Source organism: Variovorax monticola, assembly GCF_051216855.1.
In the GTDB taxonomy this organism is placed as follows: Bacteria; Pseudomonadota; Gammaproteobacteria; order Burkholderiales; family Burkholderiaceae_C; genus Variovorax.
Genome location: NZ_JBPJZP010000007.1, coordinates 151,503 through 164,578, shown reverse-complemented (window position 1 = coordinate 164,578; position 13,076 = coordinate 151,503). Strand labels below are relative to the sequence as shown.

Below are 13,076 nucleotides of genomic sequence, written 5' to 3'. Positions count from 1 at the left end.
CCAACGGGGGAGGGAGAAAAACAGAAAGCTCAGGTCTTCTTCGCGTCCCGGTACAGCCTGTCCACCTTCGGCAGGTTCGCTTCCAGCTTCGCGATGCGGTCCGGCCCGCTCGGGTGCGTCGACAGGAAGCTCAGCCCGCCCTGGTTCTTCGACGCCGTGGCCATCTTCTGCCACAGCGACACCGACGCCTTCGGGTCATAGCCCGCGCGGGCCGCGAGCTCCAGGCCCACCAGGTCGGCCTCGGTTTCGTCGCCGCGGCTGAACTTGAGCGTGATGAGCTGCGTGCCGGCGCGCGCCGCCATGTCGCCCACCTGCCCCAGGCCGAGCAGCTGCGCACCGATGGAAAGCGCCGCCCCGGTGCCCGCGCTCTTGGCCATGCGGGCGCGTGCGTGCTCGCGCAGCGCGTGGGCCATTTCGTGGCCCATGACCATGGCGACCTCGTCGTCGCTCAGCTTGAGCTGGTCGAGGATGCCGGTGAAGAAGGCGATCTTGCCGCCGGGCATGCAGAAGGCGTTGACCTGCTTGCTGCCGATCAGGTTGACCTCCCACTTCCATTCGCGGGCGCGCGAGTTCCACGGCATGGCGAAGGGAATGAGGCGGTTGGCGATGGTGCGCAGGCGCTGCAGCTGCGGGTTGCCGTCGCCCGCGAGCGCACCCTTGGCGCGCGCCTGTTCGAGCAACTGGCCGTACTGCTGCACGCCGGCCGCCTCGATCTTGTCGGCGGGCACGAGGTTGCGCGCCATCGAGGCATTGCCGACGTTGACCTGCGCGAGCGCCGGGCCGGCCAGGGCCGCGCCCGCGGCGGCCAGCAGGAAGGCTCGCCGGGGGTTCCACGCGGAAGCGGCAGAAGCGGCGGAAACAGCAGAGGTGGGGCGGTCGCATCGTAGGCACATAGGGGCCGGATCATAGGAACAAATGAAGACGAACGACGCCCCGATGGCCCCCGGAGCACCACGGACAACCTGCGCCTTCGGCCGCGGTGCCGGCGCCTTGCCGCAGCCGGGCGTCACTCATGGACAATCCGAAGCTCATGTCCGCCACGCCCGCCGAAACCCCCACCGCCCCCAAACCGCCCTGGCGCGACGCGCTGAAGGTCTACCTCGAACCTGCCACGCTGCGCATGCTGGCGCTGGGTTTCTCGGCCGGGCTGCCGCTGCTGCTGGTGCTGGGCACGCTGAGCTTTCGCCTGCGCGAGGCGGGCATCGACCGCACCACCATCGGCTACCTGAGCTGGGTCGGGCTGGCCTATGGCTTCAAGTGGGTCTGGGCGCCGCTGGTCGACCGGCTGCCGCTGCCGCCGCTGACCACGCTGCTCGGGCGCCGGCGCGGCTGGCTGCTGCTGGCGCAGGGCGTGGTGATCGTGGGGCTGGTCGGCATGGCCATGAACGACCCGCGCCTGGGGCTCAAGCCGCTGATCTGGTGCGCGCTGCTGGTGGCCTTCGGCTCGGCCACGCAGGACATCGCGCTGGACGCCTTTCGCATCGAATCGGCCGAGACGCGCAAGCAGGCCGCGCTGGCCGCCGCCTACCAGACGGGCTACCGGCTCGCGATGATCTGGGCCGGCGCCGGCGTGCTGTGGGTCGCGGCCTGGGCCGAGGTGGCACCGGCCGTGGCGGCCACGGGTGCGGCGGCTTACCAGAACGGCGCCTGGAAGACGGCCTACCTGGTGATGGCGGCCTCCATGTCGGTCGGCGTCGTCACCGTGCTGCTGTCGCCCGAGCCGGTGCGCCGCATGCTGCCCCCGACGAAGAACGCGGCCGAGTGGCTGCGCAACGTGCTGATCGAGCCCTTTGCCGACTTCATCCGCCGCTACAAGTGGCAGGCGGTGCTGATCCTCTCGCTGATTGCCATCTACCGCATCAGCGACGTGGTGATGGGCATCATGGCCAACCCGTTCTACGTGGACATGGGCTTCACCAAGGACGAGGTGGCCACGGTCAGCAAGATCTACGGCGTGGTCATGACGCTGGCGGGCGCCTTCGTGGGGGGCGTGCTGTCGATGCGCCTGGGCGTGATGCGCGTGCTGATGCTGGGCGCGGTGCTGAGCGCGGCCAGCAACCTGCTGTTCGCCTGGCTGGCCTCGCGCGGGCACGACCTGACGGCGCTGATCGCGGTGGTCTCGGCCGACAACCTGGCTGGCGGCATCGCCTCGGCGGCCTTCATTGCCTACCTGTCGAGCCTGACGAACATCAGCTACTCGGCCACGCAGTACGCGCTGTTCAGCTCGCTGATGCTGCTGCTGCCCAAGTTCATTGCCGGCTATTCGGGCGTGTTCGTCGACGCCTACGGCTACGCCACCTTCTTCACCGCCACGGCCGTGCTGGGCGTGCCGGTGCTGGTGCTGGTGGCGCTGGCCTCGCGGCTCACGGCCGTCGCCGGGCCCGCGGACCGGCCCTGAGACGGAAGCGAAGCCGCACTGAAGCCGCGTTCGAGCGCCCCCGGACGGCCTCCGGGCGCCCCGCGATATAGGACATGACCGACGCGCCGCGCGCGCCGCAACTGGTACGCTGTTCGCGTATACATTCACTTTTGCTCGTTTCTGCTTCCTTTTCTTGCGCTTCCTCCTGGCGCCCCCGTTGTCAGCAAGCCCACCTACAAGATCGTGCCGTCCCGAATTCCCCCTCTCCAAATCAGCGCCTTCACGGCGACCTCCGCGGTCGGCATCGGCAAGGAAGCACTGGCCGACGCGCTGGCGCAGTCGCGCAGCGGCCTGCGCGCCAATGACTTCGGCGACGCGCCGCTGCCGACCTGGATCGGCCGCGTCGACGGCATCGAAGAGGTGCGCCTGCCCGAATCGCTCGCCCGATGGGACTGCCGCAACAACCGGCTGGCGTTCATGGGCCTGCAGGCCGACGGCTTCATCGAGGCGGTGAGCGCCGCACGCGAGAAGTACGGCGCCTCGCGCATCGCGCTGATCCTGGGCACCTCGACCGCAAGCATCGGCGAGACCGAACTGGCCTACACGCAGCTGGACGCCGAAGGCAACTTTCCCCCGGACCAGCGCCGCGCCGCGGTGCACACGCCCCATTCGCTGGCCATGTTCACGCAGGAACTGCTGGGCATCAGCGGCCCGAGCGAAACCATTTCGACCGCCTGTTCGTCCAGCGCCAAGGTGTTCGCCTCGGCCGAGCGGATGATCCGCCTGGGCCTGGCCGATGCGGCCGTGGTGGGCGGCGCCGACACGCTGTGCGGCAGCGTGCTGTTCGGCTTCAACTCGCTCGAACTGGTGTCGACCGAGCCCTGCCGCCCCTTCGACGCCGACCGCAACGGCATCAGCCTGGGCGAGGCGGCGGGCTTTGCGCTGGTCGAGCGCGTGCAGAGCGGCGCCGCAGCCTCCGCGCTGCACCTGCTGGGCTACGGCGAAGCAAGCGACGCACACCACATGTCCACCCCGCACCCCGAGGGCCTGGGCGCCGAACGCGCGCTCGACGAGGCGCTGGCGCGCGCCGGCCTCGCCCCCGGCGACATCGACTACATCAACATGCACGGCACCTCGAGCCAGAAGAACGACGAGGTCGAGGGCGCGCTGGTGGCGCGCCGCTTCCCCGCGCACACGCACGCCAGCTCGACCAAGGGCTTCATGGGCCACACGCTGGGCGCGGCGGGCATCGTCGAGGCGGTCGTCAGCCTGCTGGCGATCGAGCGCGGCCTGATGCCGGGCACCGTCAACACCCGCACGCTGGACGAAGGCTTCGGCCCGCAGATCAAGCTGGCGCCGGTGCACGGCGAGGTGCGCTACGTGCTGAGCAATTCCTTCGGCTTCGGGGGCAACAACTGCTCGCTGGTCTTCGGCAAGGCGCACGCATGAGCACGAACGCCCCGAAGTCAGCGAAACCCGTGATGCCCCCGACCCTTTACATCGAAGGCCCGGCCTTCTGGACCCCCACCCTCCCCGGCTGGGAGGCCGCGCGCGCCGCCTTCCGCGGCGAAGGCACGCTCAGCAACCCGCCGGCCAAGCGTCCTGCGCCGCAGGTGCTGGCCCCCGCCGAGCGCCGCCGCGCGCCCGACACCGTGGCGCTGGCGCTCGAAGTGGCCGCGGCCGCCATGGCAGGCTCGGGCCGCAACGCCGCCGAGGTGCCCTGCGTGTTCACGTCGGCGCACGGCGACCTGTCGATCAACGACTACATGTGCGGCACGCTCGCCACCGACCCCAAGATGCTGTCGCCCACCAAGTTCCACAACTCGGTGCACAACGCGGCCGTGGGCTACTGGACCATCGGCACCGGCTGCATGGCGGCCAGCAATGCCGTGTCGGCCTACGAACACAGCTTCGCCTCGGGCCTGCTCGAAGCGGCGGTGCAGTGCGCGGCCGACCAGGAGCCGGTGCTGCTGGTGGGCTACGACACGCCCACGGTGGGCGCGCTGACCTCGGTCACCGACAGCCGCGGCCTGCTCGCGGTGGCGCTGGTGCTGGCCCCCGCGCCCACCGAGCGCACCGTGGCGGTGCTGCAATGGGCGCTGGCCAGCGATGCCGAAGCGGCCACCACCGCCACGGCGCCGCACTCGGACGCGGCGAAATCGCTCGCCGGCCTGAACCCGATGGCCGACGCGCTGGCGCTGTTCGAGTCGCTGGCGCACCTCGATGCCGACGCGGTGACGCCCGTCGATCTTCCGTTGTCGCCTTCGCTGTCGCTGCGGCTGCAACTTCAACCCTTTTCCCAATCCCTTTCCCGGAGCTGACCCATGACCGACACTGCGCCTGACTCCTTCGACGCGGTGATCATGGGCGGCGGCCTGGCCGGCCTCACGCTGGCGCTGCAGTTGCGCCAGCGCTTCGCCGACCTGCGCGTGCTGGTGCTCGAGCGCCGCGCGCACCCGGTGCCGCACGCGGCGCACAAGGTGGGCGAGTCGTCGGTGGAAATCGGCGCGCACTACTTCGACACGGTGCTGGGCCTGAAGGCCCACATGGACGAGAAGCAGCTGCGCAAGTTCGGCTTTCGCTTCTTCTTCAGCGAAGGCCGCAGCGACATCGACGGCGTCACCGAGATCGGCGCGAGCCGCTACCTGTCGGTGCCCAGCTACCAGATCGACCGCGGCATCTTCGAGAACTTCCTGGCCGAAGAGGCCGCACGGCTGGGTGTGCACTTTGTCGACAGCGCGCTGGTGCGCCGCATCGACCTGTCGGAGGACGCCGCAACGCCGCACCACATCGAATGGACGCGCGGCGAGCAAACCCACCGCACGCAGGCCCGCTGGCTGATCGACGCGTGCGGGCGCGCCGGCATGCTCAAGCGCAAGCTCGGCCTGGCCGAGCCCAACGCGCACGACGTGAACGCGGTGTGGTTTCGCATCGGCGAGCGCATCGCCATCGACGAATGGAGCGACAGCGCCGAATGGCGCGAGCGCTGCAACCCGCAGGCACGCTGGCTGTCGACCAACCACCTGGTGGGCGCGGGCTACTGGGCGTGGCTCATTCCGCTGGCTTCGGGCTCGCATTCGGTGGGCATCGTGGCCGACCCGAAGCTGCATCCGCTGGACACCATCGACACCTTCGACAAGGCGATGGCCTGGTTCGCCACCTACCAGCCGCGCCTGTACGAGGCGCTGGACGGCAAGCGCCACCTGCTGCAGGACTTCGCGTTCCTCAAGCACTTCTCGCACGGCTGCAAGCAGGTGTTCTCGGGGCGCCAGCGCTGGGCCATGACGGGCGAGGCGGGGCTCTTTCTCGACCCCTTCTATTCGCCGGGCAGCGACTTCATCGCCATCGGCAACACCTACATCACCGACCTCATCGCGCAGGACCGCGCCGGCCGGCCGCTGGAGGCACGCGCGCAGCTGTACGACCAGATCTACCGCTCGTTCTATGAAAGCACGCTGGCGCTGTACCAGGACCAGTACCCGCTCTTCGGCGACCCCGAGGTGCTGCCGGTGAAGGTGATCTGGGACTACGCCTACTACTGGGGCGTGCTGTCGCAGATCTTCTTCCAGCAGCGCCTGACCGACCTGCACGCGCTGGGCGGCCTGAAGAGCGAGATGCAGCACTGCCAGCGACTGAACGTTGCCGTGCAGACGCTGCTGCGCCACTGGTCGGCCGCCAGCGAGCGCGCCAACCCGGCCGTGATGCTCGACCAGGCCGCGATGCCGTGGTTCGCGGAGCTCAACCGCAGCCTGAAAGACACGCTGGACGACGCCGCCTTCCGCGCGCGCATCCGCGCCTCGACCGTGCAGCTGCGGCAGCTGGCCGGCGAAATCCTGGCGCGGGCACGGGCCGCCGACGCGAACGTGGACGCGGGCGACCTGCCCTCGCTGCTCGCGGAAAAAATCGACATCCCTCCGGTGGCCGTTGGACAGGGCGCTATGCTTTTCGCAGCCAACCCGGTTGACATGGCCACCTGAGGTTTACCCAACTTTACGGAGCGTTCAAGCCTGCTTGCTCCCTGTGGACGACCATGAAGCGCATGAGCACCCCCCAACTCCTGATGATCGAAGACGACGCCCGCCTGGCGCAGATGGTGGGCGAGTACCTGACGCAGTCGGGCTTCGCCTTCAACCACGCCGGTGACGGCGCCAGCGGCCTCGAACAGCTGCAGCAGCACGCGCCCGACCTGGTGATCCTCGACCTGATGCTGCCCGACACCGACGGGCTCGAAGTCTGCCGCCGCATCCGCGCGCTGCCGGGCCCGATGTCGAAGGTCTCGGTGCTGATGCTGACGGCCAAGGGCGACCCGATGGACCGCATCATCGGCCTGGAAATTGGCGCCGACGACTACCTGCCCAAGCCTTTCGAGCCACGCGAGCTGCTGGCGCGCATTCGCGCGGTGCTGCGCCGGCGCAGCGAGAACGCCACCGACACCGAAGCCTCCACCGTGATGCGCTTCGGCACGCTGGAGATCGACCGCAACGCACGCACCGTGTCGGTGGCCGGCGCGCTGGCGGACCTCACCTCCTACCAGTTCGACCTGCTGGTGGCCATGGCCGAGCGCGCGGGCCGCGTGCTCACGCGCGACCAGATCATGGAGGCCGTGCGCGGGCGCGAGCTCGAGGCCTTCGACCGCTCCATCGACGTGCACATGGGCCGCATCCGCGCGGCCATCGAGGTCGACGCGAAGAACCCCAAGCGCATCCTCACGGTGCGCGGCGTGGGCTACGTCTTCGCCAAGCAGCAAGACTAGAAGGCTGCCGATGCTGCGCAGCTTCTATTCACGCCACCTGTACGTGCGCATCTGGCTCGCGGTGGTGGGCGGCGTCGTCATCCTCACGCTGATGGCCAACTGGATCGTGCGCGAAGCGGCGGAAGCCGAGCGCGAGCGCCTGGCGCCGGTGCCGCGCGAGGTGGTCGTGCTCGACGCACAGGACAAGAAAATCGGTGCGGGCACCGCGCTGCGCGTGCCGGGCCAGGGCCTGGAGTTCGACGTGACGCTCAGCGACGGCAAGGCCATCACGCTGCGCGTGGCACCGCGCGAGCGGCCCACGGGCTCGGGCGGCTTCGCGCCGTGGCGCACACCGTTCGGGCTGGGCTGGATGATCGCGCTGGTGGGCGTGGCGGTGGCGCTGGGCGTCTACCCGATCGTGCGGCGCATCACGCAGCGGCTGGAATCGCTGCAGCGCGGCGTGCAGCGCTGGGGCGAAGGCGATCTGTCGGTGCGCGTCGCCGAAGAAGGGCAGGACGAAGTGACCGATCTCTCCAAACGATTCAACGCGTCGGCCGAACGCATCGAGAAGCTGGTGCGCTCGCACAAGTCGCTGCTGGCCAACGCCTCGCACGAGCTGCGCTCGCCGCTCACGCGCATCCGCATGGGCCTGGAGCTGATGGGCGAGCGCCCGAGCCAGGCGGCACGCGAAGAAATTTCGCGCAACATCGGCGAGCTCGACCAGCTCATCGACGAGATCCTGCTGGCCAGCCGGCTGGACGCCAGCGAGGCCGACATGGGCACCATCGAGGCGGTCGACCTGACCGGCCTGGCGGCCGAGGAATGCTCGCAGGTGAACGCCGAGCTCGACCTGGCCGAAGGCACCGACAACGCCAACCTCACGGTGCCGGGCGTGTCGCGCCTGCTGCGCCGGGCCATTCGCAACCTGCTGGAGAACGCCCGCCGCTACGGCGCGGGCGAAATCGCGGTCGAGCTGGGCAGCGCCAACGGCTACGCCACGGTGCGCGTGAACGACCGCGGCCCCGGCGTGCCGCCCGCCCTGCGCGACCGCATCTTCGAGCCCTTCTACCGGCTGCCCGGCGCCAGCGAGCGCAACGGCGGCGTGGGCCTGGGGCTGGCGCTGGTGAAGTCGATTGCCGAGCGGCACGGCGGCACGGTGCGTTGCGAAGACCGCCCGGGCGGCGGCGCGAGCTTCGTCATTCGCCTGCCGGCCACCGCGCGCGGGCACTGAGGGCAGCACCGCCGATGCGGGGCTGGTCAGGTTGAGGCCACGGGGGCGCACCTAGAATCCCGCCCTTATGCAGAGATCGCACATCGTTCGGCCCGCGGCCATGTTCTGGGGGCTGGTGGTGTTCATGCCGGTCGGCGTCACCTACCTGGCAGCCATCCTGCTGATGCTCACCTTGCTCGCGGCCGGCGACGGGCGCAAGCGCCTCGCGCGGCTGCGCGCCAACCCCTTGTGGTGGCCGCTGATGGCCTACCTGGCCTGGACCCTCGTCGTGCTGGCCGTGCGGCCGCACTACCCCGAGACCCCCTCCAACCTGTTCCATGGCGTGCGCATCGGCCTCACGATACTGATGGCGATGGCGCTCACGCGCGAGGAGGCGGTCTGGGCGCTGCGCGGCTTCCTGCTGGCGGCGGCGCTGGGTGTGCTGCTGATCGTGGCCTATTACGCCATCGGCTTTCCGCTCTGGTCGCCGCTGCGCGCGGTGGTGATGGAGGTGGGCAACAAGTCGATCAGCAACGCGCTGCTGTTCAGCGTGGTGGCGTCCACGGCCGCCGTGTGGGGCATTGCGCAGATCGCCGCGCACCGGCCGCTGCGGGCCGTGCCGGCCTTCGTGCTGATGCTCGGACTGGGCCTGGTGGTGGCGCTGCCGCTCACCTCGCGCACCTCGGTGCTCGCGCTGCTGCTGGTGATTCCGGCAGTGTGCATCCACCAGTGGCGCAATCACCTGAAGATGCTGGTGGGCGCGCTGGTGCTGGGCACCGTGGTGCTGGGTGCGGGGCTTTATCAGTTGCCGCAGTTGCAGCACAAGGTCGAGACCGGCGTGCAGGAACTCGAAGAGGCGCAGGCCGGCGCCGTGTTCAAGGGCAGCTGGGTCATTCGCTACTACATGTACCGCGACACCGGCCACATGATCGCCGACCGGCCGCTCACCGGCTGGGGCATCGGCGGTTGGACCGAGCAGTGGCACAAGCGCGGCCCGGCGCTGTTCGCCGACTCCAACATGCCGCACAACGACTTCCTGTGGGTCGGCTCGCAGGGCGGGCTGCCGGCCTTGCTGAGCTTGCTGGTCATCATGGTCGGCGCCGTCTGGCAGGCATGGAAACGGCCCGACATCGCGGGCCGCTACGCGCTGGCCGCCACGCTGATCGCGCTGATCGCGTCGAGCGTGAACTCGGCGCTGCGCGACGCGCAGATCGGGCTGGCGCTGCTGTGGATCGCAATGATCTACCTGCGGCTCGCGCAGGAGAAGAACGACCCGGATCCGTGGCGCGGCCTGTGGCCGTCGCGACGGCGGCTCCAGACGAACAAGGTTTCATGAACAACATGCGTCACATCCTCGCCGCCCTGCTGGTGGCCTGTACGTTCAGCGCGCACGCGGCACCGGCCGTGGTGCAGGGCCTGGTCCACGGCACAGGCCAGGAAGCGCAGCGCTTTCCGTGGGTGCGCGCCGACGATGCCAAGGCGGCCGATCGCATCAACCAGTTTCTTTTCATCGAGACCTTCGAGGCGATGGCGCCGGCACGTGCCGCGGACGGCCTGCGCGGCGTGGATGCGCAGCAGTGGAAGAGCCTGCCGAACCTCGGCTACACAGTTCTGCGCAACGACGCCCGCCTGCTGTCGCTGCGCATCGAAGGTGAAAGCTGCGGCGCGTATTGCGAAAGCTTCTCCGTCGGCCATGCGTTCGACGCGGCAAGCGGACGCCATCTCGCGCCGGCCGACCTGTTCACGGCCGGCGGCCTGGCGGACATCGCGCGCAAGGTGCAGGCCGACAACGTCGCCAGGCTGCGCAAGGAAATTACCGCGCTGGGCGGCAAGGCGCGCGCCAAGGAGGAGGACCGCGAAGACAAGACGGCGCTCTACACCGAATGCCTGCAGTCGCGCCAGGACCCGTCCTGGCTGCAGATCGATCGGCTGCGCAGCATGGAGGTCGATGCGAAGGGCGTGCTGTTCACACAGGGCCGCTGCAGCAACCATGCGATGCGCGCGCTCGACGACCTCGGCGACTTCAGCAGCCGCTTCACGCCGGCACAGATGGCGCCGTGGCTCACGGCCTACGGCCGCGCGTTGCTGCTGGGGGAAGGCACGGCGAGCGCGCCGGCATCGGCGTTCGACCAGGTGCTGCGCGGCAGCATCGATGCACGCCTGCCGGTCACCTTGCGGCTTCAGCCGCTGGCCAGCGACGGCTCGGTCGGCGGCACCTATTTCTACGACCGCTATCGCAAACCGATTTCGGTGTTCGGCAAGTACCGCGACGGGGTGCTGGCGCTGGAAGAATCCAAGGACACGCGCCTGCGCCTGGTGCCCGAGGGGGCAGGGATGCGCGGCGAGTGGATCAGCGGGCAGAAGACGCTGCCGCTGGTGCTGGCGCCCTGATTCAGGCGCCAGAAGCGGCAGAGGCGCCATGGGCGCCAGGCCGGCCGCGGCGAAGCGGCAGACCGGCGCCCAGCGCCGTCAGTGCCGCGAAGACACCGTCTCGCCGGCCTTCAGCCGGTACACCGTGCCGCAGTACGGGCACTTGGCTTCGCCGGTGCGCGCCACGTCGAGGTAGACCTTCGGGTGGTTGTTCCAGAGCTGCATGTCGGCCTTGGGACTCGGGCAGAACACGCCGCCTTGATGATTGAGCTCCTTGGCCAGGAGTTCGACGACTGCATTGGTGGACATGGGGTTCAGACTTTCGTGAGCCAGTGGGCGTACTTGGGGTTCTTGCCGTTCACGATGTCGAAGAAGGCAGACTGGATTTTTTCGGTGACGGGGCCGCGCGAGCCGCCGTCGCCGCGGTTGCCGATCTCGATGCGGTCGAGTTCGCGGATGGGCGTCACTTCGGCGGCGGTGCCGGTGAAGAAGGCCTCGTCGGCAATGTAGACCTCGTCGCGCGTGATGCGCTTTTGCACCAGCTCGATTCCCAGGTCCTTGCAGATGTGCAGGATGGTGTTGCGCGTGATGCCGTTGAGCGCGCCGGCCGACAGGTCGGGCGTGTAGACCACGCCGCCCTTGACCACGAAGACGTTCTCGCCGGCGCCTTCGGACACGAAGCCGCTCGCGTCGAGCAGCAGCGCCTCGTCGTAGCCGTCGTCCAGCGCTTCCATGTTGGCCAGGATCGAGTTGGTGTAGTTGCTCACCGCCTTGGCCTGCGTCATCGTGATGTTGACGTGGTGGCGGGTGTAGCTCGATGTCTTCACGCGGATGCCGCGGCGCAGGCCTTCTTCGCCGAGGTACGCACCCCACGACCAGGCCGCGACCATGGCGTGGATCTTGTTGCCGCGGGGGCTCACGCCGAGCTTTTCGGAGCCGATCCAGATCAGCGGGCGCAGGTAGCAGCTTTCGAGCTTGTTCTCGCGCACCACCTGTTTCTGGGCCTCGCTGAGCTCTTCCTGCGTGAAGGGGATCTTCATGCGCAGGATTTTTGCGCTGTTGAACAGGCGCTCGGTGTGCTCGGCCAGGCGGAAGATCGCGGTGCCCTCGGGGGTCTTGTAGGCGCGCACGCCCTCGAAGGCGCCGCAACCGTAGTGCAGCGTGTGGCTCAGCACGTGGATCTTGGCGTCGCGCCAGTCCACGAGTTCGCCGTCCATCCAGATCTTGCCGTCACGGTCGTCCAGCGAGGGGGGGATCGAGCTCATTTCCTGATTCCTTTGGGAGCGGTGTGGGGTGCGACCGGGGCAGTCGCAAAAGCTTTCGATTTTACGGCCGAGGCCGCAACGGGGTGCCCGACAATGACCGGTTGTGCAAACCAGTGGAAAAAGGGTTTCCGTGTCCGTATTCAAGAACGTCATCGTCTATCGCATCGAACCTGCCTGGTCCCAGACACTGGCAGAGGCGGAAGAAGGGCTCGGCAAGCATCGCTTCGTGCCGTGCGGCCCCTCGCAGGAAAAGTCCGCCGGCTGGGTCGAGCCCCGCGGCGAGGCAGGCGGCCCGCTGGTCGAATCCATCGACGGCCAGTGGCTGGTCGAGTACATGATCGAGAGCAAGGCCGTGCCCGGCTCCGTGGTGCGCCGCAAGCTCGACGAGCGCTGCGCGAGCATCGAGGCCACCACCGGCCGCAAGCCCGGCAAGAAGGAAAAGAAGGACCTCAAGGAAGACATCACGCTGGAGCTGCTGCCCATGGCCTTCACGCGCAGCGCGCGCGTGACGGTGTGGATCGACAAGGCCGAGAACCGCCTGGTGATCAACAGCGGCAACGCCTCGCGCGCCGACGAGGTGGTCACCAGCCTGGTGAAGTCGCTCGACGGTTTTGCGGTGGCCCTGGTGAACACGCAGATCGAGCCCGCCGCCGCGATGGCCAACTGGCTGCTGACGCAGGAGCCGCCGGCCGGCTTCACCATCGACCGCGAATGCGAGCTCAAGGCCTCCGACGAGTCGAAGGCCGTGGTGCGCTACGCCAAGCACCCGCTGGACATCGAGGAAGTGCAAAAGCACATCACCGACGGCAAGCGCCCCACGCGCCTGGCGCTCACCTGGGACGACCGCGTGTCCTTCGAGCTCACGCACGGCATGCTGATCCGCAAGATCACCTTCCTCGAAGGCACGGGCGACGGCGCTTCGGGCGGCAAGAAGGAAGACAACTTCGACGCCGACGTGGCCATTGCCACGGGCGAACTGGGCCAGCTGGTGCCGGCGCTGCTCGACGCACTGGGCGGCGAAGCGGCGTTCTCGGCGGCGCCAGCAGACGAGGCGCCCAAGCCTTCGGCTGCAGCACCCGCCCCCACCACCACGACCCCGGCCGATGCCGCCGAGGAAGAAGAAGACGCGCCGTTCTGAAA

At 68.9% G+C, this 13,076-nt stretch carries 12 protein-coding genes; 9 read left to right on the top strand and 3 right to left on the bottom strand.

Annotated elements, in window-relative coordinates:
• Positions 1-29: 29 nt before the first annotated feature.
• Positions 30-893: a M48 family metallopeptidase gene (locus ACSFA5_RS24870; protein ID WP_435446719.1), complete on the bottom strand. Its 864-nt coding sequence runs from the start codon at positions 891-893 to the stop codon at positions 30-32.
• 119 nt (positions 894-1,012) lie between these two features.
• On the opposite strand from ACSFA5_RS24870, the gene ACSFA5_RS24865 reads away from it, so the two are divergent.
• From ACSFA5_RS24865 to ACSFA5_RS24830, 8 genes are all read left to right on the top strand, one after another.
• Positions 1,013-2,398, top strand: coding sequence for an AmpG family muropeptide MFS transporter (locus ACSFA5_RS24865; RefSeq protein ID WP_435446718.1), 1,386 nt, complete (start codon positions 1,013-1,015; stop codon positions 2,396-2,398).
• 204 nt (positions 2,399-2,602) lie between these two features.
• On the top strand, positions 2,603-3,808 hold the full coding sequence (locus ACSFA5_RS24860) for a beta-ketoacyl-[acyl-carrier-protein] synthase family protein (RefSeq protein ID WP_435446717.1): 1,206 nt from the start codon (positions 2,603-2,605) through the stop codon (positions 3,806-3,808).
• Positions 3,809-3,840: 32 nt separating this feature from the next.
• Positions 3,841-4,680 (top strand): beta-ketoacyl synthase chain length factor, encoded by an 840-nt coding sequence (locus ACSFA5_RS24855; protein ID WP_435446716.1) that lies wholly within the window; start codon positions 3,841-3,843, stop codon positions 4,678-4,680.
• A 3-nt stretch (positions 4,681-4,683) separates the two neighbouring features.
• Entirely contained in the window at positions 4,684-6,336 is a 1,653-nt protein-coding gene (locus tag ACSFA5_RS24850) for an NAD(P)/FAD-dependent oxidoreductase (protein ID WP_435446715.1), read from the top strand.
• A gap of 53 nt (positions 6,337-6,389) precedes the next feature.
• The gene (locus tag ACSFA5_RS24845) at positions 6,390-7,112 is read left to right on the top strand and encodes a response regulator (protein WP_435446714.1); all 723 of its coding nucleotides are present in this window, start codon (positions 6,390-6,392) and stop codon (positions 7,110-7,112) included.
• A gap of 10 nt (positions 7,113-7,122) precedes the next feature.
• A complete protein-coding gene (locus tag ACSFA5_RS24840) occupies positions 7,123-8,322 on the top strand; it encodes an ATP-binding protein (RefSeq protein ID WP_435446713.1) in 1,200 nt (399 codons plus the stop codon).
• A gap of 67 nt (positions 8,323-8,389) precedes the next feature.
• On the top strand, positions 8,390-9,637 hold the full coding sequence (locus tag ACSFA5_RS24835) for an O-antigen ligase family protein (protein WP_435446712.1): 1,248 nt from the start codon (positions 8,390-8,392) through the stop codon (positions 9,635-9,637).
• Positions 9,634-10,692: a hypothetical protein gene (locus ACSFA5_RS24830; RefSeq protein ID WP_435446711.1), complete on the top strand. Its 1,059-nt coding sequence runs from the start codon at positions 9,634-9,636 to the stop codon at positions 10,690-10,692. Before ACSFA5_RS24835 ends, ACSFA5_RS24830 begins: the two co-directional genes overlap by 4 nt.
• Before the next feature lie 78 nt (positions 10,693-10,770).
• Here ACSFA5_RS24830 and ACSFA5_RS24825 read toward each other — a convergent pair whose 3' ends face one another.
• The gene (locus ACSFA5_RS24825) at positions 10,771-10,980 is read right to left on the bottom strand and encodes a zinc-finger domain-containing protein (RefSeq protein ID WP_435446710.1); all 210 of its coding nucleotides are present in this window, start codon (positions 10,978-10,980) and stop codon (positions 10,771-10,773) included.
• Between the two features lie 5 nt (positions 10,981-10,985).
• A complete protein-coding gene (locus tag ACSFA5_RS24820) occupies positions 10,986-11,936 on the bottom strand; it encodes a branched-chain amino acid transaminase (protein ID WP_435446709.1) in 951 nt (316 codons plus the stop codon).
• A gap of 130 nt (positions 11,937-12,066) precedes the next feature.
• On the opposite strand from ACSFA5_RS24820, the gene ACSFA5_RS24815 reads away from it, so the two are divergent.
• The gene (locus ACSFA5_RS24815; protein WP_435446708.1) at positions 12,067-13,074 is read left to right on the top strand and encodes a recombination-associated protein RdgC; all 1,008 of its coding nucleotides are present in this window, start codon (positions 12,067-12,069) and stop codon (positions 13,072-13,074) included.
• Positions 13,075-13,076 lie beyond the last annotated feature (2 nt).

What these genes read in the sequence shown, in the direction of transcription:
- ACSFA5_RS24870 (WP_435446719.1), bottom strand. Translation starts at nt 893, where the DNA reads ATGTGCCTACGATGCGACCGCCCCACCTCTGCTGTTTCCGCCGCTTCT.
- ACSFA5_RS24865 (WP_435446718.1), top strand. Translation starts at nt 1,013, where the DNA reads ATGGACAATCCGAAGCTCATGTCCGCCACGCCCGCCGAAACCCCCACC.
- ACSFA5_RS24855 (WP_435446716.1), top strand. Translation starts at nt 3,841, where the DNA reads ATGCCCCCGACCCTTTACATCGAAGGCCCGGCCTTCTGGACCCCCACC.
- ACSFA5_RS24850 (WP_435446715.1), top strand. Translation starts at nt 4,684, where the DNA reads ATGACCGACACTGCGCCTGACTCCTTCGACGCGGTGATCATGGGCGGC.
- ACSFA5_RS24845 (WP_435446714.1), top strand. Translation starts at nt 6,390, where the DNA reads ATGAAGCGCATGAGCACCCCCCAACTCCTGATGATCGAAGACGACGCC.
- ACSFA5_RS24840 (WP_435446713.1), top strand. Translation starts at nt 7,123, where the DNA reads ATGCTGCGCAGCTTCTATTCACGCCACCTGTACGTGCGCATCTGGCTC.
- ACSFA5_RS24835 (WP_435446712.1), top strand. Translation starts at nt 8,390, where the DNA reads ATGCAGAGATCGCACATCGTTCGGCCCGCGGCCATGTTCTGGGGGCTG.
- ACSFA5_RS24830 (WP_435446711.1), top strand. Translation starts at nt 9,634, where the DNA reads ATGAACAACATGCGTCACATCCTCGCCGCCCTGCTGGTGGCCTGTACG.
- ACSFA5_RS24825 (WP_435446710.1), bottom strand. Translation starts at nt 10,980, where the DNA reads ATGTCCACCAATGCAGTCGTCGAACTCCTGGCCAAGGAGCTCAATCAT.
- ACSFA5_RS24820 (WP_435446709.1), bottom strand. Translation starts at nt 11,936, where the DNA reads ATGAGCTCGATCCCCCCCTCGCTGGACGACCGTGACGGCAAGATCTGG.